The organism is Streptococcus infantis (assembly GCF_021497965.1).
GTDB lineage: Bacteria > Bacillota > Bacilli > Lactobacillales > Streptococcaceae > Streptococcus > Streptococcus infantis_B.
Genome location: NZ_CP046525.1, coordinates 1440022 through 1466449 on the forward strand (window position 1 = coordinate 1440022; position 26428 = coordinate 1466449).

The 26428-nt window shown below is 40.4% G+C and carries 19 protein-coding genes and 1 pseudogene; 1 reads left to right on the forward strand and 19 read right to left on the reverse strand.

The window, feature by feature from the left end:
• Positions 1 to 159 precede the first annotated feature (159 nt).
• Entirely contained in the window at positions 160 to 1011 is an 852-nt protein-coding gene (locus GOM46_RS07095) for a MurR/RpiR family transcriptional regulator (RefSeq protein WP_006150866.1), read from the forward strand.
• A 63-nt stretch (positions 1012 to 1074) separates the two neighbouring features.
• Here the strand turns inward: GOM46_RS07095 and GOM46_RS07100 are convergent.
• The 19 genes and pseudogenes from GOM46_RS07100 to GOM46_RS07190 form a co-directional block, all read right to left on the reverse strand.
• A pseudogene (locus tag GOM46_RS07100) lies at positions 1075 to 3207 on the reverse strand (alpha-L-fucosidase); the annotation flags it as partial.
• A gap of 194 nt (positions 3208 to 3401) precedes the next feature.
• A complete protein-coding gene (locus tag GOM46_RS07105; RefSeq protein WP_006150878.1) occupies positions 3402 to 4286 on the reverse strand; it encodes an ROK family protein in 885 nt (294 codons plus the stop codon).
• A gap of 15 nt (positions 4287 to 4301) precedes the next feature.
• Positions 4302 to 5219, reverse strand: coding sequence for a dihydrodipicolinate synthase family protein (locus tag GOM46_RS07110; RefSeq protein WP_235083431.1), 918 nt, complete (start codon positions 5217 to 5219; stop codon positions 4302 to 4304).
• 164 nt (positions 5220 to 5383) lie between these two features.
• A complete protein-coding gene (locus tag GOM46_RS07115; RefSeq protein ID WP_235083432.1) occupies positions 5384 to 6034 on the reverse strand; it encodes a YesL family protein in 651 nt (216 codons plus the stop codon).
• Between the two features lie 20 nt (positions 6035 to 6054).
• Complete coding sequence (locus tag GOM46_RS07120) at positions 6055 to 6507, reverse strand: YhcH/YjgK/YiaL family protein (RefSeq protein ID WP_006150881.1); 453 nt, start codon at positions 6505 to 6507, stop codon at positions 6055 to 6057.
• Between the two features lie 442 nt (positions 6508 to 6949).
• Positions 6950 to 7792: a carbohydrate ABC transporter permease gene (locus GOM46_RS07125; protein ID WP_049502842.1), complete on the reverse strand. Its 843-nt coding sequence runs from the start codon at positions 7790 to 7792 to the stop codon at positions 6950 to 6952.
• Between the two features lie 15 nt (positions 7793 to 7807).
• Positions 7808 to 8674, reverse strand: a complete 867-nt coding sequence (locus GOM46_RS07130; protein WP_033587514.1) for a carbohydrate ABC transporter permease — start codon at positions 8672 to 8674, stop codon at positions 7808 to 7810.
• A gap of 231 nt (positions 8675 to 8905) precedes the next feature.
• The gene (locus tag GOM46_RS07135) at positions 8906 to 10225 is read right to left on the reverse strand and encodes an ABC transporter substrate-binding protein (protein WP_235083433.1); all 1320 of its coding nucleotides are present in this window, start codon (positions 10223 to 10225) and stop codon (positions 8906 to 8908) included.
• 116 nt (positions 10226 to 10341) lie between these two features.
• Positions 10342 to 11040: an N-acetylmannosamine-6-phosphate 2-epimerase gene (locus tag GOM46_RS07140; protein ID WP_235083434.1), complete on the reverse strand. Its 699-nt coding sequence runs from the start codon at positions 11038 to 11040 to the stop codon at positions 10342 to 10344.
• A 283-nt stretch (positions 11041 to 11323) separates the two neighbouring features.
• Positions 11324 to 15100 (reverse strand): SIALI-17 repeat-containing surface protein, encoded by a 3777-nt coding sequence (locus GOM46_RS07145; RefSeq protein ID WP_235083435.1) that lies wholly within the window; start codon positions 15098 to 15100, stop codon positions 11324 to 11326.
• Positions 15101 to 15439: 339 nt separating this feature from the next.
• On the reverse strand, positions 15440 to 16423 hold the full coding sequence (locus GOM46_RS07150) for an acetylxylan esterase (RefSeq protein WP_235083436.1): 984 nt from the start codon (positions 16421 to 16423) through the stop codon (positions 15440 to 15442).
• A gap of 229 nt (positions 16424 to 16652) precedes the next feature.
• On the reverse strand, positions 16653 to 17138 hold the full coding sequence (locus tag GOM46_RS07155; RefSeq protein ID WP_006150831.1) for an acyl-CoA thioesterase: 486 nt from the start codon (positions 17136 to 17138) through the stop codon (positions 16653 to 16655).
• Positions 17139 to 17430: 292 nt separating this feature from the next.
• Entirely contained in the window at positions 17431 to 19446 is a 2016-nt protein-coding gene (gene recG / locus GOM46_RS07160; RefSeq protein ID WP_235083437.1) for an ATP-dependent DNA helicase RecG, read from the reverse strand.
• A 24-nt stretch (positions 19447 to 19470) separates the two neighbouring features.
• On the reverse strand, positions 19471 to 20574 hold the full coding sequence (gene alr, locus GOM46_RS07165) for an alanine racemase (RefSeq protein ID WP_235083438.1): 1104 nt from the start codon (positions 20572 to 20574) through the stop codon (positions 19471 to 19473).
• A complete protein-coding gene (gene acpS / locus GOM46_RS07170) occupies positions 20564 to 20926 on the reverse strand; it encodes a holo-ACP synthase (RefSeq protein WP_235084146.1) in 363 nt (120 codons plus the stop codon). The genes alr and acpS overlap by 11 nt, the downstream gene beginning before the upstream one ends.
• 45 nt (positions 20927 to 20971) lie before the next feature.
• Entirely contained in the window at positions 20972 to 22003 is a 1032-nt protein-coding gene (locus GOM46_RS07175; protein ID WP_235083439.1) for a 3-deoxy-7-phosphoheptulonate synthase, read from the reverse strand.
• A 1-nt stretch (position 22004) separates the two neighbouring features.
• The gene (locus GOM46_RS07180) at positions 22005 to 23036 is read right to left on the reverse strand and encodes a 3-deoxy-7-phosphoheptulonate synthase (RefSeq protein WP_235083440.1); all 1032 of its coding nucleotides are present in this window, start codon (positions 23034 to 23036) and stop codon (positions 22005 to 22007) included.
• Between the two features lie 80 nt (positions 23037 to 23116).
• The gene (secA, locus tag GOM46_RS07185) at positions 23117 to 25630 is read right to left on the reverse strand and encodes a preprotein translocase subunit SecA (protein ID WP_235083441.1); all 2514 of its coding nucleotides are present in this window, start codon (positions 25628 to 25630) and stop codon (positions 23117 to 23119) included.
• Positions 25631 to 25809: 179 nt separating this feature from the next.
• Entirely contained in the window at positions 25810 to 26403 is a 594-nt protein-coding gene (locus tag GOM46_RS07190; RefSeq protein WP_235083442.1) for a LemA family protein, read from the reverse strand.
• Positions 26404 to 26428 lie beyond the last annotated feature (25 nt).

The window sequence follows — 26428 nt, forward strand, 5'->3', positions numbered from 1 at the left end:
TTTCATTGTACCATAATTTAGGGAGAAAATTATGGAAAAAGAAAAGACTTTTCCTTTTTGGCCCAAAAATTATTTTCTATGATATAATAGTGGTAAGCGCTATTTTTATTTGTTAGATTCATCAAAGGAATTCTAGCAAATATCTATAAAAGGAGTCCCATGAATAAGCAAGATATCTCTACGATCATTGATCTTCACTTTGAAGAAATGACCGATTTAGAGCAAGAAATTGCCCACTATTTTCTGCAGGCAGATACGATAAATGATGACCTATCCTCGCAACAAGTTACTCAAAAACTTCATATTTCCCAGGCAGCACTCACTCGTTTTGCTAAGAAATGTGGTTTTAAGGGTTATCGTGAGTTTATCTTTAAATATCAACAACAAAAAGATGCCCTAACTCTCCTACAACCAGATATGAATCCCTTGACACAAAGAGTCTTAAGAAGCTATACTAATCTCCGAGAAATGTCTCGAGAACTGATTGATGAAGAACAACTAGAACGCGTAGCCCAAATGATTGAACAGGCTGAGCGTGTCTACTTCTTTGGAACTGGAAGTTCTGGCTTAGTCGCTCGGGAAATGAAATTTCGCTTCATGAGACTGGGTGTAGTCTGTGAAGCCATAACAGATCCAGATGGTTTCGCCTGGACTACAAGCATTTTGGATAAGAACTGTCTCGTATTTGGTTTTTCTCTTTCAGGAACAACAACTTCCGTCATCGATAGTCTACTAGATGCTCAGGATATGGGAGCAAAAACTGTTCTATTTACCAGTATGCTTAGCAAGGAGACTCAGGACTTTACTGAGACTGTACTTGTAGCAAATCAAGGTCAATCCCCTTATATTCAACGGCTTTCTGCCCAGCTTCCTATGCTCTTTGTCATTGACTTGCTTTATGCTTATTTCTTAGAAATTGATCGTGAAAGTAAAGAAAAGATTTTTAATAGCTATTGGGAAAATAAAAAACTCAATGGTTATCGTAGAAATCGTAAAAATGGAAAATCCTAAATTGATGTAACAATTTAGGATTTTTTTATCACTCAAATGTGGTTATAACAAATTTATCAAAACTCAATTCTCTTTTGAAAGCAAACCTACTTTCATCACTCGAATCGTTGCTTCTGAAGCGAATCCAAGAAGAGCATTATCAGAAACGCTGGTCATTTTCACCTTGAAATCAAAGATGGAATCAGCTTGCTCTGTAAAGTCAATCGTTGGAATCGTGATTGTTTTCTCAGTTTCACCATCTTGGAAGGTCAAGTCAGCTGTTGTGTCCTTATACACTTTACCATGAACCCCTGTTCCTGGTTCTGTTACGACATGGACTGTTGCTGTTCCTTTGCTACCACCAACACGCTTAATGGTTACAGTAACTGGTTGACCTTTTTGAACTTCATAAGTTGTTTCTTTCATCTCAAACATACCCTTGCCGGCATTGTTGAGCGTGTAGATGCCTTCAGTTGCAATGGCTTTTCCAGTCTTGTTAACGAGTTTGATGGTATGTTCACCTGGAGCCAAGTCATCTGTTTCATAAACCATCTGGCTACGTTTACGAGCTGCATTATTGGTTTGCACGTCTGCAAACTTTTGACCATCCACGTAAACTGACATTTCACCGTGGTTTGGATCAACTGTAGACACTACATATGCTTTTGTTCCAGTGAAACGGTAGGTAACGCTAGCATCTTTTTGGTTAGTCCACATAGATGTTCCGCGGATACCTTCAGATTCATCATACCAAGTTGTATTTTCTTTATCGGCTGTTGTGTTTGAATGGTAATCCAATCCAAGTGGGTATCCATCTGTTTTCTCGATACTGCTTGGTGTCTTATAGACAGAGAAGTTTGTCAAGATAGGAGTTGCTTGCGCACCAGTAATGGTTACGCGAATCTTTTGTGCTTCTACTGGCTGACCTTGGATCAGACGACGATAACCAACAGTTGAACCTTCACCGTATGGTACCCAACGACCGTTGAGTTCAACTTCAACCTTGAATCCAGAGATTCGTTGACCTTTAGCAATATCTTCTTTGAGTTCAACTACATCAAAACGTCTCTTTTGACCAAGATCGACAGTAAATTCACCCGTTTTAGCATCATTTGCTGGCGCCCAGCTGGTATCATCCTTACCATCTGTTAGGTGGCTTGCTTGATACAAGTGATTCTTACGAGTAGAGTTTGCAGTAACAGTTGCGCCCTTAGCGAAGTCAGTCGCATACATTTGGTCCAAGGTTGCTCGGAATTCTTGCAAACGAGCCACATCTGCATCTGCGAATTTACCTTCTTTGTTTGGTGGAATATTGAGAAGCAGTGGCGTTCCACGACCAACAGATTTGAAGTAAATATCCATCAAATCTTTGATTGATTTTGGTTGTTGATTGTCATGGTAGAACCAACCTGAACGGATAGAAACGTCTGCTTCACCAACTGAATACATATCTCCTTCTGGATCTCCATGGTTGAGATATTCATTCTTCACATCGTCAGTGATTTTAGCTTTCTTGACCTTATGCCAAACTGGATCTCCAGCAATACCACGTTCATTACCAATCCAACGTACACTTGTTGGTTGAGCAGAGAAAATAGCGATATCTCCTTCAGCTTTCTTGATGTACTCGAACCACTTATCAAAGGTGTAGGTTACTTTTTGAGCCCCGCTACCACGCGCACCATCCATCCATACTTCAATGAACTTACCGTTATTTCCGTATTTAGGATTACCAAGGATTTCCTTGAGTTGGTTGAGATAGTATTCGTTGTACTCTTTTTCAGTATTCACGTGATAGTTTGGATTGTTTGCATCCCAAGGTGATAGGTACACACCCATATTCATGTCATACTTAGTTGCTGATTTAGAGATTTCTTCGAGAAGGTCTCCCTTACCATCTTTCCACGGACTAGCAGCCACGGTATGTTTTGTGTATTGAGAAGGATAGATGACAAATCCGTCATGGTGTTTTACAACCATGATTGTTCGTTTGAATCCTGCATCCTTCAAAGTTTTAATCCACTGATCTGTATCAAGATTTGTTGGATTGAAGTACTGAGGATTTTCTCTACCGTTCCCCCACTCAGAGTTGGTATAGGTGTTCATACCATAGTGGATGAAGGCAGCCAATTCTTCTTTATGGTAGTCCAATTGGGCCTTACTTGGCAGTGGACCGTAAGCTGCGATCTCTGTTTCTTGATCCTCAGGGGAGCTTACTTTATTTTTATATTTTTCTTGTTGATTATAGGTCAATGATTGCTTTCCTTTAGTTCATATCTGTTAGTGTTACTAGCATATATTTGAATTAACTTAAATATACTATATCGAAGTCAAAAATGCAAGATTCCTTGACATTAGTAAGCAAGTTACTCTTTGCTTTTATGTAAAAAACCTAAATTGGCAAAGCCAATTTAGGAATGTTTTGTTCTAAAATGATAATAAGCACCGAGCATACCGGCAGTATTCTGATGGTGGGCAAATTCAAGTTGTGTCTTGTCTGCCAAGCTTGGAACGAGGGCATCTTTCAAGGCCTTACGGATTTTAGGTTTCAAAATTGCTTCTTGCCCCATGATGCCACCGCCAAGGATGACAACTTCTGGATTAACCACATAACAAATATTCGCTAAACCTTTGCCCAGATAATCTACCATACGGTCAATCCCCTCCATACAGAGTTTATTGCCTTCGGTAGCTTCTTTGAAAATTCTACGACCGTTCCACTGTTCCACTTCATCTCCATGTTCGTCTGCTACATACTTAACAAGAGCTGTCGTAGATGCTAAATCCTGGAAAGCTCCATCCTGCATGTGCAGATAACCAACTTCACAGGCAGAATTACTAAAGCCATGAAAAACTTGGCCATCAATGATTAAGCAACCACCGATACCTGTTCCAATTGTCAAACAAAGGGTAATACTTGCACCCTTTCCTGAACCAGAGACAGCTTCAGCAAGACCTGCACAGTTAACATCATTTTCAATTTCACAAGGAATATTAAAGCTAGCTTCAATTTCCTTTTTAAATTGGGTTCCAGCATAATTTGGAATCTGTGGACCAGCGTAGAAAATCTCACCCTTATCAGGATCAACCATTCCCGCTGAGGAAATGGCTACACCTGACACTGGTCCTTTTTCTAGATAGCTAGCTACGATATCTTTTGTTTTCTGTAAGATATGTGGACCGCCCTTATGAGCCTCAGTTGCTACTTCGTGAGACTCTATCAGTTGTCCATCTTGGTCAATCAAACCATATTTGATATTAGTTCCGCCAATATCAATTGCAACGTAATTAGTCATAAAGCCTCCTATTGATTAGAGGAAACTCTCCTTAGTTTCACGAATCAATTGAGCAGCTGCTTCTACAACTGGACGATCTTCTTCGGTCACTGGTGTAAGTGGAGAACGAACTGATCCGATATTAAGTCCTTCATTGATTTTCAAGACTTCTTTGATAACACCGTACATGTTTCCATGTGCAGCAGTCAATTTTCCAATGATAGCGTTGATTGCATATTGCAATTCACGCGCTGTTTCTAGGTCTTTTTCCGCAATCAATTGGTTGAGTTTCAAGAAGAGTTCTGGCATAGCACCATAAGTACCACCGATACCAGCTTTAGCACCCATGAGACGTCCACCAAGGAATTGTTCGTCTGGACCATTAAAGACGATATGATTATCACCACCAAGACTTACAAAAGTTTGGATATCTTGAACTGGCATTGAAGAGTTTTTAACACCGATGACACGTGGGTTTTTCAACATTTCTGTGTAAAGGCTTGGAGTCAATGCAACACCCGCCAATTGAGGAATGTTATAGATAACATAGTCTGTGTTTGGCGCTGCTGCACTAATGTCGTTCCAGTATTTTGCAACTGAGTATTCAGGTAAGCGGAAGTAAATTGGTGGGATTGTTGCAATAGCATCTACTCCCAAGCTTTCTGCATGACGAGCAAGTTCGATACTATCTTTAGTATTGTTGCAAGCCACGTGAGCAATGATAGTCAACTTGCCTTTAGCAACTGCCATCACTTCTTCCAAGATCAATTTGCGGTCTTCTACGCTTTGGTAGATACATTCACCTGAAGAACCGTTGACATAAAGCCCTTGAACACCTTTATCAATAAAGTATTGTACCAAGGCACGAGTACGTTCTGGGCTTACTTCTCCCTCATCATCATAACATGCGTAGAAGGCAGGAATAACACCTTCATATTTTTTTAAATCTGACATAGATTTCTCCTAAGATTTCTTATTTTCTGCTCTGAGCAGATGATTTTTTACTATTTTAGTATACACCTTGTGAAAAGCGCTTTCAATACATCCAAGCCACTTAGATTTTAATTTCTATTCATCTCCCGTAGCTTTTCTTGTTTGAAAGTAGTTTCATATCGTTTTCAATCTGCTTGATATTTAGCAAACAATTTTTCCATTAATCCAGCTTGGCAAAAGGCAAGAAGACCAAAGCCAAAGAGTAGAAACGCTGAACCACCAAGTACTAGAGTAAAACCTGATAGATAGAGAAGCATAATGATTAACAAAATAATCGCAATCATCAAGAAGAACCACACGAAATTAAAGCTAACTAAGAGCAAGCCCTTTTGGAGTGCTTCTTTCCAAGTCAAGTCATAACGCGCTGCAATAGGATAGCTAGCCAACATAACTAGGGTTAAAAATATCAGAATTCCCAAGCAAATGGCTTTAATGAGCTGGAAACCTAGGCCTGTTTGCCCCCAGAATAGAGACAAGTCAACTACACTAATTAGAAAAATTCCTAGTTCCAACAAACCTAACTGGAGACCTAATTTCAAATTTTGCTTAAAGGCTCTCATATATGTTTTAAAAACTGGAACACGACGACTACTCTTAACTTCGAAGATTGTCTGATAGAGACTAATTTTTGCTACTCCGATTGTCACAATAGGCAAACAAGACACAACAAAGAGTAGGTTAACCGTCACGATATCTAAAACCTTCTCACAAAATCGCATAAGAAAGTTATCCGTATCGAATGCCGCTTTTATCAATCCAGATCCTTTATGTGCCATTGTTTGATCCTCCTAACTGACTAATCGATTAAAATTTTAAATAAGTATTTGCGAACTTTATCTTCCATACCTGCATAGCCATTAGGCTGATGAGGTTCACCTGGGAAAAAGACTGCAAAATTGTGATAACCCAATAAAAGTGGGTATTGTTCATGACAATGAACAAAGCCGATATCGCTAGCTTCGTCAAAGGCTACAGCCTCGTCTTTTACACGAGAACCGTAACTAGAATACTCATGTCCTTCAACTAACAAATGCAAATCTGCATAGTTTTTATGATGCTCAAAGCGATCATTTTCTTCTTTATTGAGAACATTTTCTTGTACAACTAGGAAAACTTTATCCCCATCAATCTCGTATTTCCCTAATTCAAAGTTATCTTTACGATGCTCATAGAGATAATCAATAGCCTTGTCCAGATTTGGGTGAATTCCCTTGTAAAAGCTAATGTTTTTTAAATCATCAAAAATCATAGTAATTTCCTTTACTTCTGATGCTTATTTCCAATTTGATTTATCTTTTTATAATTTCCCTTAAATAGTGCGGACGGAAGGTAAAATTATCCAGTGGATGATTTTAGAAAACCATGAAATGAAAGACCTAATTTTTGAGCTCCTCGCTCATTCATTTCTAGGCTCAGGCTAAAATAGTTCCCCGAACTATTTTACTCTCAAAAACTCCGTCCAAGATAAGCACGACATACTTATCTTAGATACCACTAAAATGGGAAATAACTACTCTAAATAGTATCTAAAAAGTCAAAAATCAAGTTTATAAGTGTCTAACAAAACTTCGTGAAGCAAGCAACTCCTCTCCATTTTGTAGACACTTATATATCCTGTATTCTCTTAGTCTATCAACTATACTTCTGTATACTGATAAACAGATTGTACGATATTCAATTTTCGCAGAGTATTATCCTTTGACAGCTCCCATAGTAATACCTTGAGTGAAGGATTTTTGGAAGACAAGGAAGACTGTTACTATTGGCACAGCTGCAAGAGCAGCCCCTGCCATAATTAAACCATAGTTGGTTGCCATCTCAGCCTGCATAGTCGCAACCCCGAGTGAGATGGTCAAGTTGTTACGAGATGTCAACATAACCAACTGCATAAAGTAGTCATTCCATGTATTGATGAAGGTAAAGATTGCAAGAGCTGCAAATCCTGGTTTCACAATAGGGAAGGCTACACTCCAGAAAGTACGAATCTCACCACATCCATCTATTTTAGCAGATTCGAGCAATTCTGTTGGAATGTTTTCACTGAACTGTTTCATGAGGAAAACCCCAAATGGCCATCCGATCAAAGGCAAGATAACCGCCCAAAGAGTATCATGGATTCCCATGAAGTTAACGATACGTACCAATGGCACGAGGACAACTTGTTTTGGAAGAGCCATGGCAGCAATAAAGATAGCAAAGAGAATGCGTTGTCCATAGAAACGTTTCTTAGCCAATACATAACCTGCTAGTGAAGAGGTTGCACAAACCAAGAACATTGTTACCAATGAAATGAAGACTGAGTTCCACATCCATTGCAAGGCTGGGTTTTGCACCATCAATTGTTGGAAGTTCTCCATTGTTGGAGCTTTAGGAAACCATTGTGGTGGAATCATAATGGTATCTGGTTGTGATTTGAATGCACCTGTCAAGATCCAGTAGAATGGGAAGATAAACAGTACAGTCAACAAGAGCAAAATGATTGTTGAAATAACAGTAAAGGCTGTTAATGGTTTCTTTTGTTGTGTAGGTTGCATAGCTGTCTCCTTTCCTTAATATTCTACATCGTTTCCGAGGATCTTGAATTGAGCGAAGCTGACAAGGGCAATCATAACTGCCAAGAATACACCAATAGTATTAGCATAGCCATATTCAGTCAATTGGAAGGCTTTTTCGTATAGGTAGTACATAAGTGTACTTGTTGAATAGTTTGGACCACCAGATGTCAACAACTGAATCAATGCGAAACATTGGAATGAGTTGATGGTTGTGATAATTGCGATATAAAGAGTTGTTGGAAGGAGGCTTGGCCATTTAATCTTCCAGAATACTTGAAATTCAGTCGCACCGTCAACACGCGCTGCTTCTACAAGTGAGTTGTCAATATTACCCATTGCAGCGATATAAAGAATGATTGGTTGACCAACTGATGTTGTCAAAAGGATAATCATAATCGCCATCAAAGCCCAGTTTTTATCACCTAACCAAGAAATGTTTTGGCTGATGATATGACTTGACTTAAGCACGAAGTTCAAAATACCTGATAGTGGATCGTAAATCCATTTCCATACTACTGTTACGGCAACACTACCTGTGACTACAGGAAGGAAGAAAACGAAGCGGTAGAAAGATCTAGCAACGGCATTTTGTTGATAAGTCTGAGATGCTACAAAGAGCGAGAAGAGTACTACGACTGGTACAGATCCGATTACCAAGATTACGGTATTAATCAAAGATTTTGTAAAGACAGGGTCTTTAAACATACGAATGTAGTTGTCCAAGCCCACAAACTCAAAGCTAGTCATCGAGTAGTTAAAGAAACTAGTGATGAAGCCCATGATCATTGGAGCTAAAACGAAGACGGTAAAGAAGATTAATACTGGTGCTAGGAACGCGTATGAAATAATTGTTTCCCTCATGCGAATTTTATTGACTTTCACAGTTGGCACCTCACTTTCAAATAGTTTTGTTTTTTTGACTGTTATCTGACATTGATCTAAAATCAAAATGAAATTCTTTTAAAGATTAACAATGTAAGAACTTCATTTTAATTTTGACCTGTCAGTTCCTTACATTTTTAAACAAAAGTCCCCCTTTTTCGTGCACAGAGGTACACAGGGAAAAGGGGGATTTCAGTTTTTAATTAGAGCTTATTGTTTAGCTGCTTTTTTGATAGTTTCATTAGCTTTTTCAGTAAATGTCTTCAAAGCTGCAGCAGGTTGTTCGTCACCGTTAGACACTGATTGCAACATTGGAAACCAAAGTGTTCTCATTTCAGCAAATCCATCGATTGTGTTGTAGTATGGAGAGTAGTATTTAGTCCAACCACTGATTGTTTCCATACGTTTGTCATCGTAAAGTTTACCAAATGAAGTACGAACTGGGAATGCTCCTGTACGAACTACGTCTTTAGGACCCCACTCTTTATCATCAGCGATGAATTGGATGAATTTCTTAGCTGCAGCAACTTTCTTTTCATCCTTGTTGTTGAATACTGCAAATCCGTTTACAAGGTATTCAAGAGCTGGTTTACCAGAATCAGATGGGAATGGAACTTCTACCACTTCAACTTTACTTGCTTCCAATAATTTAGCTTGGATACCGTTTTGAGCTGGTGCCCAAAGGATTGTGTATGATGTTTGACCATTTGCAAAGTTTTGGATGTCTGCACCACCGTCAAATTGTGAACCGTTGTTCAACAAACCGTCTTTGATCCAGCTAGATGCTTTTTCAAGACCTTTAACGAATTTAGGATCGTCAGTTGTGTATTTAGTTACTTCTTTATCAGTTACAGATCCGCCATAAAGGTTAGCGATGAAGGCACGTGTTCCTTGGTCTCCCCCTTGACCTGAACTGAACAATGAACCTGGTGTGTAGCCTTTATCTTTAAGCGCTTTCAAAACTTTTTCGAAGTCATCTGTTGTCCAACCTTCTTTTACAAGGTTTGCAACTCCTGCGTCTTCCAACATTTTCTTGTTCATAGCCATGTAGAATGGTGCAGAACTGATTGGATACATGTAAGCTTTATCGCCTGCTTTACTTGCTTGGATGATGTTTTCGTTGTTAACATCTTTCACAAATTCGTCTGTAAAGAGGTCGTTCAAGTCAGCCAATTTACCATTTTTACCGTATTGGATGATACGCCCTGGTGCGTCAAAGAGTACGTCTGGAGCAGTTCCTGCTTCGATTGCTGTAGTGATCTTTTCAGGACCAGATTTGAAGTCGATTGTTTCAAGTTTAACTTTGATATCTGGATTCGCTTTTTCGAAAGCTTCGATGATAGATTTTTCATAAGTTCCTACACCGTCACCAGTTTTTTCTTGAGTAAAGACTGGGAATGCCCACCAAGTGATTTCTGTTTTTCCTGAATCACTTGCAGCATCTTTTTTAGCGTCTGATTTGCCGCAAGCAGCAAGAGATAGAACTGCAGCACCTGCAAGTACTGTACAAGCTAGTTTTTTAAATTTCATTAGTATTCTCCTAAATGATGATAAGCGTATCCGAAGCGGATAATGAGTATTGGCAACTTTGTATACGTTTTCATTTTTTTCTACGAATCAACCACTCTCCTCGTGTTTTTATTATCTTATTTGAGTCCAGCAACAAATCGTTCTGTTATCTCTTTTGGTCTAGTAATAGCTCCACCAACTACGATTCCTCGCACTCCGTAACCTAGGATTTGCTTGGCTTGTTCTGGTGTATGAATCTTACCTTCTGCGATAACGTCTACTCCTGCATCGCAAAGTTTCTTAATCAATTCAAAGTCTGGGCCATCCACTTTTGGACTGTAAGATGTGTAACCTGACAAGGTTGTTCCGACAAAGTCAATTCCAGCTTCAACTGCTGTAAGACCTTCCTCAAAAGTACTTGTATCAGCCATCAACAATTGATTTGGATATTTTTCTTTGACTTGACGGATAAATTCTTGAATGTCTAAACCATCATAGCGTTCTCTCTTGGTACAATCAAGAGCGATAACCTCAATGTCCAGAGCTGCTAATTCATCAACCTCTTTCATAGTAGCTGTGATGAATGGTTCCTGTGGTGGATAATCACGTTTGATAATCCCGATAATCGGAAGGTTTGTGATCTCTTTTATTTCCTTGATATCTCGAACACTATTTGCTCGGATACCGACTGCTCCACCTTGCTCAGCTGCTTTGGCTAGCAAGGGCATAACACCTCCCGCTTCTGTATAAAGCGGTTCGTGAGGAAGTGCCTGACAAGAAACAATGATTCCATCTTTAATCTGCTCAATCAAAGCTTCTTTAGTGATTTGTGGCATCTACTTTCCTCCTTTTCTTTTTTCTTATGAGCCTATTATATATCATTTTTAAAGCGCTTTCAATAACTTGTACTAGAATAGATTGAAGTTTCAAAACAATTTTGTGAAACAGATTCTGCTGAAAGTAGTTTCAGAGGGAAACTTTCCACTCGAATCATCTTCGCTCTAGCTATTCCAGCACTTTCTATGCTTTCTATAAACGAAAGAGTCTGTAACAAATCACCGTCACAGACTCTTTCAATTTCACTATTTTTCTTAGATATCTTTAAGATTTAATAGTAGATTAATCTTCTTTTTTCTTGGCCATTCCAAACAATCCCAAGAACATACCAACAAGACCGAGAGATACTAGAGAAGTTGAAACTTCACTTCCTGTTTCAGGGAGAGCTGGTTGTTGTGGTTGAGCTGCAGGAGCTTGGTAAGTCTTATCTTGTTGTGCTACTAGAGTTACAAGTGGTTGTTCCTCGCTTTTATATTCTGGAACTTCATTGACTGCCGCTTCGACTGCATTGACATCACCTGTGAATTCTGGAAGTTCTCGCTCAAGTGTTTGGACTGCATTAGATCCACCTGTAAATTCTGGAAGTTCATTCTTAAGCGCTTCAACTGCATTCACGCCACCCACGAATTCTGGAACTTCATTGACTGCTGCTTCGACCGCATTAATTCCTCCTACGTATTCTGGAAGTTCATGCTTGAGAGCTAGAACAGAGTTGACTCCGCCTACGAACTCAGGCAATTCATTCTTAAGAGCCTCAACTGCATTCACACCACCTACGAATTCTGGGACTTCATTGACTGCAGCTTCGACCGCATTGACGCCACCCGTGAATTCTGGGACTTCATAGATCGCTGCTTCATCGCCTACTGTTCCAATAGCTTCAGTGTACTCAGGAAGTTCTGTTACAGCCGCTTCGTCGCCATTGACACCTCCTTCAAATTCTGGGATTTCTACTGTTGGTGCGGCTTCATCACCTGCAGTTCCAATAGCTTCAGTGTACTCAGGAAGTTCTGTTACAGCTGCTTCGTCGCCATTGACACCACCTGTGAATTCTGGAACTTCTACTGTTGGCGCTACTTCGTCACCTACTGTTCCACTAGGTTCAGTATATTCAGGGAGCTCAGCTACAGCTGCTTCGTCGCCATTGACACCTCCTTCGAATTCTGGGATTTCTACTGTTGGTGCGGCTTCATCACCTGCAGTTCCAATAGCTTCAGTGTACTCAGGAAGTTCTGTTACAGCTGCTTCGTCGCCATTGACACCACCTGTAAATTCTGGGACTTCATGGATTGCCGGTTCGTCACCATTAAAACCATTCGTAAGTTTAGTACCTACCACAGATACTGGCAAGTTATGCATACTTTCAATTGCACCCGCTTCAATAGCTTTAACTTTTTGACCGATATCTTCAGGAGCTATTGTAAATAGGAGAGTCTTCGTATCATACTGAGTCATGAAGGTTGCAGTCTTACCATTAGCTAATTTGAGAGTTGGAGCTTGATTTACCAAGACTTCTGAATCAAATTCCATAGCAATAATGCCTGGCCATTTTTCCATAGCCGCTGTAACTTTCACTTCTTTAGAAGCAAGCCTCTCTTTAGTTAGATAATCCCAGTTGAATTTCTTGAAGGATAGAGTATAAGGATTGCCACCCGCTTCATGATGTTCATACAAGAGACCAAATTCTTTTGGTCCGATCTGTTGAAGTGAGTTATAAGCATACTCACCTTCTTGAATCAAATGATGATGCAACCAAGTCAACTCGCCATCTTCTTCTACGCGAGCCACACGAATGTAGCCATTCTTACGACCTGGTCCATTAGCATTTGCTAGAAGGATATACTCCTTGCCATCTTGAACCGTATGAGTCGCCGCCATTTGAACATAAACATCAGGTACATCATAGCGTGCTACATTGTTGTCCCATGTAATACCACCATCATTACTTGTCGCAACTTGCAAATCACCAGTCAAACCACGCATAAAGAGTTTCAACTGACCATTGTTCAATTGAACAACAGAAGATTCTGTATTTTGAGCGTAGTAATTGTTCATGTTGCTTGAATCAACTACTGTTCCATCATGAAGTGTACGGTTGTCATTGACACCGCCACCCATATGCCAAGTCTTACCATGATCATCTGAATAGATGATGCGAGATGATTGAGATCCGTTGAGGTGGTTGGTTCTGTTTGTCGTATAAACAGGGACAACAATACGACCTTTATGAGGTCCATTCTGGAGGGTAATTCCCACTCCAGGTCCCACACCTAAGAATTTCATCCAATCAGCTTTGACCATTGGAGTAATATCTTGTGGTGCAGACCAAGTCTTACCATCATCATCACTATAAGACATCCATAGGTAGCTGTCTTTAGCAATTCTAAATGGAGAAGTTTTATTGCTTGTAAAGTAGATATTTCCTAGTAGTTGCTCACCTTGATAAAGATCGCCTTTATCACTATAAGCAGGTTTGACAGGATTTACAACAACACGGTAATCCGTTGCCTGACCATCTGGTGTGTAGACAACACCATTTTCACGAATAGTATAGGCTCCATTTTCTCCTTCACGGTATAGAATTTGATAAGTTTTTCCATCAATTTCCTTATAGGCAACTTCTCTTTCAGAAGACATTCCGAAGATTCCTTTACCTTCTGGGAACATATCGTAAACTGAGAAGATTCGTTTAGTTTCCGTATCTTGGACTAGAACCATATCGATGTTTACTGGTGAACCAATGTTTTGATCCTTGGCTTTTGGATTGTCACGTAGATTCGTAAGAGTGATGCGATCCCCCCATGTTTGGCCCTTGTCTTCACTTCGTTTAACGACCATACCGATATCACCCCAGTCATAGTGGTGTAAGCGGCGTTCGTCAGCACCAGCAATCAAAGTTCCCTTGTCAGTCTTAAGGAGGGCTGGAATACGATAGCTATTAATACCATCTGGATTTGACTGCCCATTTTTGCCAGCTGTAAAGACATCTGTTTTTTTAGAAATTTCAGCCCCTTCTGGAAGTTCTTGTCTCAAGTCTCCTCTTTCAAATAATTGACTTCGTGTTCGAACTTCATCTTGTGTTAAGGCGCGGTCGTAGACTGTTAGATTACGGACTTGTAGGTTAGAGCCCCAAACTGTCTTGCTTCCTCGTTTAGTTGCTCCGATTTGAACGTGGTTAACATCTGGCATATCTTTGATGAATTTCCCAGATTTTAAACTTGTTCTGGACAAGACACCATTTACATATAGACGAACTCTTCCAGTAGGGACTTCAGTTGTTGGTTTTTCAACAGTAAAGGTAACTGAATTCCACTGACCTGGGCGAACCTTTAATGGTGCATCGGTGTATTTATCATAGAATTGCGCACCATTTGCATCACGACCTTCGATAAGGGCTGTATTATCAAAGACTGACATGGTGTAGTACTCATTTTCCTTGGTATCACTTGATACAGAGAAAAGATTGTAAAAACGTGGTGCCGATGCATCTGGTTTGAACTCCATATGCACTGTTGCATCTTGAAGTTTCTTCAGTTTCTCTAAGTCACTTGTCAAATCATCTCGTTGATTATTAGCTGCATTAATGACAAGGTCATTTTTTTCTACAACAGTATTAACATTTTCCAATTCTCTTGAGTAATAATCACGTGCGATAGCTTCTTGTTTCTCAGTTTCTTCTGTCTTATCCGTTTCAGCTGCTGGAGTCTCTGCTGGAGTTTCTGTAGTCGTCGCAACTTCCGTAGTCGCTGTCGTTTCTGTTGGTTTTTCAGAACCTGGGTTTGCTCGTAACTCTTCACGGTTGACTTCAGTCCCTTTATCTGTAGATGTTGCCAACTTGTCTGCAAGTTCCTTATCAAGGTTAGCAAGATTTCCTGTTTCTACTTCTTTAGGCAATTCTGGCAAAGCTTGGCCAGCTGTTTCACCATTAGTTGTTGGAGCTTCCTGAGCTAAAACTGGTGATACTCCAAAAACAACTGCTCCAATGACTACGGATGCAGCTCCCACTGTAAATTTTCGAATTCCATAGCGTTCTTTTCGATCAAATTCTCTCTGTTTCATATTTTTCCTTTCGTTTTCACAAAAATAAAGCGCTTTCTTTTTTGCTTAAAATTTTTAACTCTCCTACATCGAAAGTTAAAAGTATCAATCTCATGCTTGCCCATTCCTTTTGATTTTATATGCATCTATCATTTTTCCTGCATACAAAACGATAACAGTTTATCTCCTTTCAAAATTCGTCTTATCTTTATTATATAATAAAGATGTTGCTTTTTTGAGCATTGCTATATAATAGATTTCACTTTCAAATATGTTTCTAGACTTCGAAGCAATTGAAACTACTTTCTGAACTTTGTCACAAAAAGAGCCCTGCTTTGACAAGGCTCACCTCACAAACTTTTACTCGCCAACATAGGTAAAGGGAATTTCACTGCCACATAACCAATTATAAACTTGATCATTGACATGAACATTCATAGCTTCATGCGCGTATTCAGGCATAAGGCGATAACTCTTCTCACAAGTTAGACGATTGTATATAGCAAATTGAGTGATTGGGTAGCAGACGTCATCATCTAGCCCCGTAATCATGCGAACCTCACCCTTAATACGATGGGCAAAGTTTTTCACATCGATATAACCTAATGTTTCCATAATCCTCTCTTCCGTTTCATGGAAAGGATCATGAAATTTGAAATATCTAAAGAGCTCATCATAAGCTTCACTAGTATTCCCAATCTCTAACACTCGTCTAAAGTCAGACAAGAATGGATAGATGGAAACTGTACGCTTGATTTTAGGGTTCAGAGCTGCTGCAACTATGGCTAAAGCCCCACCTTGAGATGCTCCATAGCTAGATAATTGTTCTTCATCAACTCGAGGAAGACTTGCAATAATTTCCACCAACTGATAAATATCTAGATAAACATCCTTGAAGAACAATTGGTCCTTGCCCGCTACAGCTCCTCGAATAATTTGCCCTTTAACTGTATTTCCTAGAGGAGAACACATGCCATCTTGAGAATAACCAGACTGTCCTCTGACATCCATGGATACCACACCATAACCTGCTACGGTATAGGCAAGCATATCTGTCCAATCCCAACCACGTCCCATATAACCATGGAAGTGGAAAATGACTGGTACTTTCTCTTCTGATTTTGGTAAGACTACACGTGCATAAACAAGGCCATCACGTGTACCTTTAAAGGTTAACTCATAGTACTTTACATTTGGAATATGAAAATCACGTTCCTCTAGTTGATAATCTGGTAAGGCCGATAACTTTTTAATCTCTCCATCCCAAAAAGTGTCAAAATCGAGTGGTACTTCATCTCGCCCTCTATAAGTTTTCATTTCTTCTATTAATGCTGGATTTCTCATAAAATCCTCCTTTGTTTTGTAACCGTTATCATAACTGTATCACATCTAGAAATGCAATGCAAGAATGACCTTAAATCAGAAAGTTTTTTTAGGTTATTCTTTCATTTCAAGTTAGACTAAAAGTAGTTTCAAGTAGGCTCTTTCTTAAAAATCCGTAATTAATTTTCAGTTTATATCACACAACTAAAAGTGAGAGGAAATCCTTGCTCTCACTAGCTTATCTATACGTTTACATGTTGTCCTTAACTGCTACGGCAACCATTTTAGCTTTTGCACGCACTTTACCTGCCACTGACATTTCCATAGAAACAATGGCTTTTCTTTCCCCTAGTTCCTCCAATGTTGAAGTAACGACAATCTCATCGTCAATTGGGGTTGGGCTAAGATAATCAACTTCTAAATGAGCTGTGATGAAGCGTCCGATAACTGTTTCGGCTGTCAATTCCAAACCCTTTTGATGATGAGCGAACCATGCAGCAGACGCTGTTCCATGACAGTCAAAAATGACAGCAATCATGCCACCAAAGAGATTTGCAGGAACACCACCTGTATATTGCTGGTCTACCTTGATACGGCTAATGCAGCTTGTGCCCTCTAAACTTGGATAAGTTTTCAAATGCAATCCTAAATCATTCTTAGGTCCACAACCCCAACAGTGTTGAAATCTTTCCCCATATGTATCCTGAATTGCAACATTTCTTGTTTCTAATGTCATGTGAACTCCTTTCAGAAGTATATTGATTATTTTTCTTCATTATAGCAACCTTTGCCACAATAGTAAATAGACTAGTCCGATAATTATTTTAATTCCTAGTCTAAGCTCACTTTATAGAGAAAAAAGAGCGTTTCCGCTCTTTTACTTAGTATTTAGGAGAAGGTACTTGTTTCACTTGAAATGTTTTTTAATCATTTACTTTAATCATCATATGAGAGTCCTTATTTCTTTTTGATGACTCTAGTATAGATCTCTTTCCTAAAACATATCTTATAGTTTTCTTAGAAAATACTTAATCCAAATGTTCTTTCTTTTGTAGATTTAGAGCTATTATATGCCATTCTGGATCCTCTTGCCAGTTAGGGAGAGAACTGATATAGCTTGCTACCTTTCTAGCTTCCTCAAGGATTGGGAAGTCTTCGATGATATCAGCTACATGAAACTCTGGTAGACCCGACTGTTTGGTCCCAAAAATCTCACCCGAACCGCGCATTTTCAAATCTTCTTCTGCAAGGACAAAACCATTGGTCGTTTCTGTCATGATACGCATGCGGTCTTTCCCAGAATCAGTTTTTGGATTGGCCACTAGAACTGCGTAGGACTGCTTGTCCCCACGACCGACACGACCTCTAAGTTGATGAAGTTGACTAAGTCCAAAGCGATCAGCATCCATGATAATCATGACTGTTGCATTTGGAACATTGACCCCGACCTCGATAACCGTTGTAGAAACCAAGATATCTGTCTTTCTCTCTTTGAATTCCTGCATAATCTGGTCTTTTTCATCACTCTTCATCTTTCCATGTAAGAGGGCAACTTTTGCTTTCCCTGCAAAATGAGTCGTCAACTCTTCTGAGAGTGCAATGGCATTTTTAAGATCCAGGGCTTCAGATTCTTCGATCAAGGGCGAAATAACATAGGCTTGAGAACCTTTTTGAATCTCACCTTCCAACCAAGTCAAAACCTGTGGCAGTTGCTCATGCTTAATCCAACGTGTCACGATTGGCTTACGTCCAGCTGGCATCTGGTCAATAATGGAAACATCCATATCTCCAAAGGCTGTGATGGCTAAGGTTCGTGGAATGGGAGTTGCCGTCATCATGAGGACATCTGGATTTTCTCCTTTTTCACGTAAAATACGCCTTTGTCCGACTCCAAAACGGTGTTGCTCGTCGATGATAATCAAACCGAGTTTAGCATAGTCCACCCCATCCTGTATAAGGGCATGGGTACCGATAATTACATCAACATCACCCTTAGCAATAGTTTCCAAAACCGTACGTTTTTCTGCAGCTTTTAATGAACCTGTTAGGAGAGCTAGTTTCAAATCAGGAAAGAGACTTTCTAGACTTTCAAAATGTTGCTCTGCAAGGATCTCTGTAGGAACCATGAGGGCAGACTGATACCCTGCCGTTACAGCAGCATACATGGCAAGACCTGCAACCACTGTCTTCCCACTACCAACATCCCCTTGTAAGAGTCGATTCATGTGATGGTCCGACTTCATATCTGTTAGGATTTCTTGCAGGCTTTTTTCTTGGGCTTGGGTCAGAGCAAAGGGTAACTTTTCTTTTACTGCCCTTAGTTTTTCTTGGGACCAATTCAAGACCAGACCACTTCCATCAACCTTATTTTCAGACTTGAGGGTCTGTAATTGCATTTGGAAATAAAAGAGTTCCTCAAACTTGATTCGACGAAGGGCCTGTTTGTATTCTGCCAAAGCCTTGGGAAAATGCATGGCACGCACAGCCTGACTTCGGGGCATGAGTTTGTATTTATCTAGCAAAGACTGAGGGAGATTTTCCTCTATCAAGAGATCCAGTCCTTGATCAAAGGCGGTCTTGATGACCTTAACAAGTCCTGCTTGACTGATACCTTGTGCGAGACGATAGACTGGTTGAAGGTCGTCCTCCACTTGGGCTAAAACCTTCATCCCTGTTAGACTAGCCTTAGCGCGATCCCACTTGCCAAAGACTGCTAAATTCGCTCCTAGCTCAATCTTATCTGCTAAGTAAGGTTGGTTAAAGAAGTTAACGGCAAACACAACCTCTCCTTGCTTGAGGCTAAAGCGTAGTCGATTGCGCTTAAAACCATAATACTGAACACTAGCTGGCGTCACTACCTGACCAGATAGGACCGCCTTCTCACCATCTTCTAACTCTAGCACCTGTTTGGTCTTAAAATCTTCATAACGGAAAGGAAAGTAGAGCAAGAGATCTTGCAGGTTTTCAATTCCTAGTTTGGCATATTTCTCTGCTGATTTTGGTCCCACTCCAGGCAAGACATGCAAGGGTTGATGTAAATTCATGCTCCTCTCCTTTCCTTTTGTTTCTTAATGATATTCTCTCGGAACTCGATCACTGAGGAGACAAACTACCTCATAATTAATAGTTCCTCGGTAGACTGCTACATCTGTTGCAGTAATTTTTTTGTCCCCGTTTGAGCCAATCAAAGTTACCTTGGTACCTAATGGATAAAGCTTAGGCAAACGAACCGTGATTTGATCCATGGATACGCGCCCTACGATAGGGCACAATTGTCCATCCACCAGAACTGAGAAATTCTGCATATCGCGTGTCCAACCATCCGCATAACCGATTGGCAAAGTAGCAATAACTTGCTCACTGTCTGCCTGATAGGTCGCTCCGTAGCCCATACAAGCCCCAGCTGGAACTGTTTTGACATGAACAATAGCAGTTTCTAAGGTCAAGGCCGGCTTCAGTTCATAAGGCAACTCTAAAACTTGTCCGCTTGGATTGAGACCATACATAGAATCTCCCATACGAACTGCATTAAAAATCGTTTCTGCATGCCATAGAGTAGTCGCAGAGTTACTCGCATGGACTAGTTCAGGGACTTCTTGCAAGCCAGCGAGTATTTCCTTGAAACATTCCAACTGTTGCTTAAAGTAGCTGTCTGACTCTTCATCTGCAGTTGCAAAATGGGTAAAGATCCCTTCAACATTAGCCCCATGTTCCTTGAGCAAAGTTTGAGCCTGTTCTGCCTCGCTTGCACTTCTAAAACCAATTCTCCCCATACCTGAATCAATTTTAAGATGAACGGTTAAACCTGATAAGTCTGGCTCTGTAGCTATGAGTTTCTGGATCCATTCCAATCCTGCCACTGTTAAGGTAATGGCATACTCCTTAGCCAGTGAAAGAGATTCAACCTCAGATACTCCTAAAATAAGAATCTTCTTAGAAATTCCTGCCTGACGAAGTTCGAGGGCTTCATCGATATTAGAAACGCAAAAGCCGTTAACATCATCCTGGATAGCCGTCGCAACAGCTACTGCTCCGTGTCCGTAGGCATTGGCTTTTACAACCGCCCATTTAAGGGTATCTTTGGGAATGTGAGCTCCCATCTGTTGGATATTGTAGCGGATAGCACCCAGATCGATGAGGGCTTTGGTTGGTCTATGTGGACTAGTTTTCATGATTCTCCTCCAAAATAACACTAGCTGTCACAAACTGATCTGTATGGCTGATTGATAGCCAAACTTTTCCTGAAAACGGGGATTTGCTGAAGTAGGGAGCTCCTCTTTCATTGTTCAAGATTTCCAAGTCTTGAAAGCCCAACTTCCCAATTCCCGTTCCCATAGCCTTTGAGAAAGCCTCTTTAGCTGACCAACGACCAGCCAAATACTCGACCTGTCTGCGACCTTTGAGACTGGAAAAGCGCTCCATTTCCTTGTCTGTCAAGACACGTCGAGCAAAACCTTCTCTTTTTTCAACTGCATTTTGTATGGAAGCTAATTCTTCAATATCAATTCCGTGTCCAACTATCATTTTTATCAAAAGGAGTTGAGATACCCCCAACTCCATCCTTTTCACTTATTTTGTTAAGGTAGTATAGATTTCTTCTACCAGGGCTACTGTATTTTCCCATCCTAGGCAGGGGTCTGTAATCGAACAACCAAAAAGTTCTGGTTGATTTTGTCGACCATCTGCCAAGTAAGACTCAATCATGAAGCCTCGAACTGTCTTCTTGATTTTTTCATTCCAGTCACGATTGAGCAAAGATTGGCGAACAATTCGAACTTGCTCCATATATTGTTTCCCTGAATTATCATGGTTGGTATCAATCATGATAAAAGGATTTTCAAGACCCATAGACTCGTAACGTCCAATAGCATCTAAAAGAGTTTCATAGTAGAAGTTTGGCTCATTCTTCCCATATTCATTCATAGCTCCACGTAAGATTACGTGAGCCAAGGGATTTCCTGAAGTTTCAACTTCTTGGCCGTGAAAGAGAAAGGTTTGTTTGTTTTGTGCAGCATAGATGGCATTAAACATAACAGACAGATTTCCAGAGGTTGGGTTCTTCATTCCCACTGGTGCATCGATTCCTGAAGCTACAAAACGGTGTTCTTGGTCTTCTACTGAACGCGCACCCACTGCATGATAGCTCACCAAGTCATCGACTAATACGAGATTGGCCGGATACAGCATTTCATCCGCTGTGGTCAATCCAGTTTCTGTAATCACTCGATAATGAAGTTGACGAACAGCCTGCAAACCATTAATCAAGCTTGGAGCCTTCGAAGTATCTGGCTGATGAACCAAGCCCTTGTAGCCATCTCCATTGGTACGTGGCTTTGCAGTATATACACGCATAACCATGAAAATCTTATCGGCCACTTTTTTCTGCAAGTCTGCCAAACGACGAGCATATTCAAGCACTGCTTCTTCATTATCAGACGAACAAGGCCCAATGACCAACAAGATGCGGTCATCCTTTCCTGAAAGGATGTCTGCTAGTTCCTGGTCACGACTTTCCTTATGTTGCAATGCTTCTGCAGATAGCTGTGTTTCCGCCTTAATCGCTTCAATATCGATTTCTTGACCCTTCTCGATAAATGACATATTATTCTCCTAGTCTTTGGTAGATTTCACGAACAAGAGCTTCAGTATTTTCCCATCCAAGACATGGATCAGTGATAGATTTTCCAAAGACCTCTGGTTCATTTTGACGACCGTCTTCTAGATAAGACTCAATCATAAAGCCACGAACATGTTTTTTAATCTTTTCATTCCAGTCGCGGTTAATCAAAGTTTGACGTACGATACGAATCTGATCCATATACTGCTTGCCTGAGTTGTCATGGTTAGTATCAATGATGATAAATGGATTTTCAAGTCCCATCTTTTCATACTGGGCAATAGTATCCATTAAATTATCGTAGTAATAGTTCGGAATGTTTTTCCCGTATTCATTGAGGGCACCACGGAGAATGGCATGAGATAGAGGGTTCCCTGTAGTTTCAACTTCTTTCCCTAGGAAAAGGAAACTTTGTTTATTTTGCGCTGCATAAATACCGTTGAACATCACATTGAGATTTCCTGATGTTGGATTTTTAAATCCTGTTGGGAAATCTGCTCCACTGGCTACAAAACGGTGTTGTTGATCTTCAACCGAACGAGCTCCAACTGCCATGTAAGAAATCAAGTCATCGACCAAAGGAAGATTCTCTGGATATAGCATCTCATCTGCTGTTGTCATACCTGTTTCAGAAATAACACGGTAGTGCAGGTGGCGAACTGCCTTGATCCCATTGATGAGGCTAGGTGCTTCTTTGGCATTTGGCTGGTGAATCAATCCCTTATAGCCATCACCATTAGTACGTGGTTTAGCAGTGTAGACACGCATGACCATAAAGACCCGGTCTTTGACTTCTTCTTGCAGCTTTGCCAAACGCTTAGCATACTCGAGAACTGCTTCTTCATTGTCAGATGAACAAGGACCAATCACCAACAAAATACGCTGATCTTCACCACGAATAATCGCTTCAAGCTCTTGATCGCGTTGCTGTTTATTGGCCAGCGCTTGTCCTTCTAATTTAGACAAACTACGAACTTCTTCAATATTAATTTTAGGGCTTTTCGCTGTAAATACCATTATTCATCTCCTTATAAAGCAAACGGACGCCAAGCGAAAATTCACTTTTCACTAGGCATCCGCCTGAAAATTAGTCGTTCTTAACGTTGTTTACCGTGACAGTTTTTAAATTTCTTACCAGATCCACATGGGCACAAGTCATTACGTTTTACTTGGCTGAGGTCCAAATCAGCTGGAAGACTTGTTTGTTGCGCAGCGATATTGCGAGTTGCTGTCGTACTGATATGGTGTTCTGTTTGTGGGCGTTCTTGTTCATGAATCTGTGCTTTCATCATCAAGCGAGTCACATCAAACTCAATCGAACCAATCATATCGTTAAACATACGGAAGCCTTCTGCTTGATACTCTACAACAGGGTTGTTCTGAGCATAGCCACGAAGACCAACAGCGTTTCTCAACTGATCAAGAGCATCGATATGGTCTGTCCATTTGTTGTCAACTACACGTAGAATCAAGACTTTTTGGAATTCTTTCACAGCTTCTTCGTCACGAAGCTTCGCAACTTGGCTATCGTAGACTTTCAATGCACGTTGGTAAAGTTCATCCTTGATAGCTTGATCTGATAACCCCTCTAGGTCTGAAAGTGAAATTGAATCTTCTGGAAGCAAATTGTACTTCGCAAAGTTCAAGATTGCTTCGAGTTTTTCATCTTGTTTAGAACGAGCATGGCCATCTACAATTCGTCCAATCGTACGGCGAATCATAGCGTGAATTTCTGGAGCCAAGTCACGATCTGCAGTGATGACATCATAACGTTGTGCGTAGATAATCTCACGTTGTTCACGCATGACATCGTCATATTGAAGGACTTGTTTACGAGTATCGTAGTTATTTCCTTCAACGCGTTTTTGCGCTGCTTCAACCTGACGTGTCAACATACGAGATTCAATGGCTTCGTCAGACATATTGAGACGTTCAAAGACACCCTTCAAGCGTTCTGAACCGAAACGTTTCATCAAATCGTCTTCGAGTGACAAATAGAATTGTGATTCACCTGGGTCACCTTGACGACCTGAACGTCCACGAAGCTGGTTATCGATACGACGGCTCTCGTGACGTTCTGTACCAATGACACAAAGTCCTCCAAGTTCACGAACACCTTCGCCAAGTTTAATATCGGTACCACGACCGGCCATGTTGGTTGCGATAGTCACCGCACCACGTTGACCAGCATTCATGATGATTTGCGCTTCTCTATAGTGGTTCTTGGCATTCAATACTTCGTGTGGTACGCCTGCTTCAACCAATTTCTTAGAAAGAAAATCACTGGTTTCAACAGCAACAGTACCTACCAATACTGGTTGACCTTTTTGGTAACGCGCCTTAACATCTTCAACGACAGCCTTAAATTTTGCATCGAGGCTAGCGTAGAGAAGGTCTGAATGGTCGATACGTTGGATTGGACGGTTAGTAGGAATTGGAATAACACGGATGTTGTAGATTTCGCGGAATTCCTCTTCTTCTGTTTTACCAGTACCAGTCATACCTGCCAATTTTTTATACATACGGAAAAGGTTTTGGTAGGTAATCGATGCTGATGTCTTGGTTTCATCTTGGATTGGCACACCTTCTTTAGCTTCAATCGCTTGGTGCAAACCATCAGAGTAACGACGACCTTCCATGGTACGACCTGTAAATTGGTCGACAATCAAAATTTCTTGTTCTTCGCTGACCACATAGTCAATATCAAGAATCATGATGTAGTTGGCACGAAGGGCGTTGTCGATAAAGTGAGTCAAAGCCACATTTTCGATATCATAAAGGTTTTCTAGTTTGAAGTAGCTTTCAGCCTTGTCAATACCTGAGTCAGACAAACCGATTGTCTTAGACTGAATATCAATGATGTAGTCATCTTTATCCAAAGACTTCACAAAATGGTCAGCCATGTGGTAGAGTTGACTTGTTTCAACTGCATTAGCTCCTGAAACGATCAATGGTGTACGAGCTTCGTCGATCAAGATAGAGTCAACCTCATCGACCAAGGCATAGTTAAGTGGACGTTGAACCATGTTCTCTGCACGTACAACCATGTTGTCACGAAGATAGTCAAAACCAATCTCTGAGTTAGTTGAGTAAGTAATATCACAGAGGTAGGCTTCTTTTTTCTCCATTGGAGATTTTGCAGCTAGGTTAATCCCAACTGACAAACCAAGCCATGAGTACAACTCACCCATTTCAGTTGCATCACGTTCTGTAAGGTATTCGTTGACGGTAACTACGTGTACACCTTTACCTGAAAGAGCATTTAGGTAAACAGGCATTGTCGCTGTCAAGGTTTTACCTTCCCCTGTACGCATTTCTGGAACGTCACCATGGTGAAGAACGATACCACCCATAACCTGAACCTTGTATGGGAAAAGCCCAAGAACACGTTTCGCTCCCTCACGTACGACCGCAAAGGCTTCGTACAAGAGTTGGTCAAGCGTTTCACCATTTTGATAGCGTTGTTTGAATTCTTCTGTTTTTGCTTGCAATTGCTCGTCTGTCAATGCAGCCATTTCATCTTCATATTTGAGGACTTTATCAGCCATCTTTTCTAAGCGGCGGAGCTCCCCTTTATCATTTTCGATGATTGTTTTTAGTAAATTTGCCATTTGTTTCCTTACTTTAAATTCTGAATATTTTAGAATGTTCTTTTTATTGTAGCATATTTGCCAAGTTTTATCAAGAAAGAATCCGTGTTTATGCATGCTAAAAGAGGCACATTTAGAGCCTCTTTTTCATAAATCATCAAACTAGTCTAGTCATTGTTTTTCTTTTAGGAAGATCAAGCTTAATCCTTGGTTGTAGAATTACTAAAATCGACCTTTGGAGCTGTCTTGGCTTCATCACTTTCTTTGAAAGTTTCCGCTTCTTTAAAGTTCATCATGTTTGCAAAGAGAACCGTTGGAAAACTTCTCAACTTTTGATTGTATTCTGTAGCCGCTTGGTTGTAATCCTTGCGAGCTACAAAGATACGATTTTCGCTTCCAGCCAACTCCGTCATGAGTTGTTCCACATTTTGATTGCTCTTGAGTTCTGGATAATTTTCTGTTAGCGAAATCAAACGTGAGATAGCCGAGCTCAACTCTCCTTGAGCCTCTTGATTTTCTTTTGAAGTTACGGAGCCATTCCCAATTTTAGCACGAGCTTCTGCAATTTGGGTAAAGACTTCTGTCTCATGGTTCATCTGACCTTTTACAGACTCTACCAAATTTCCAATCAAGTCAGAACGACGTTGAAGAGCTGTCGCTACATCTGCCTGTGCTTGCTCGACCTTGGTTTGTTCTGATACAAGACCATTATAGGTACCTACTACTGAGCATCCACCTAGCAAGAGAATAGCCAGTAAAATACTTAATACATAAATAATTCCTTTATTTTTCATTTCTTAAACCTACTTATTTCTTTAA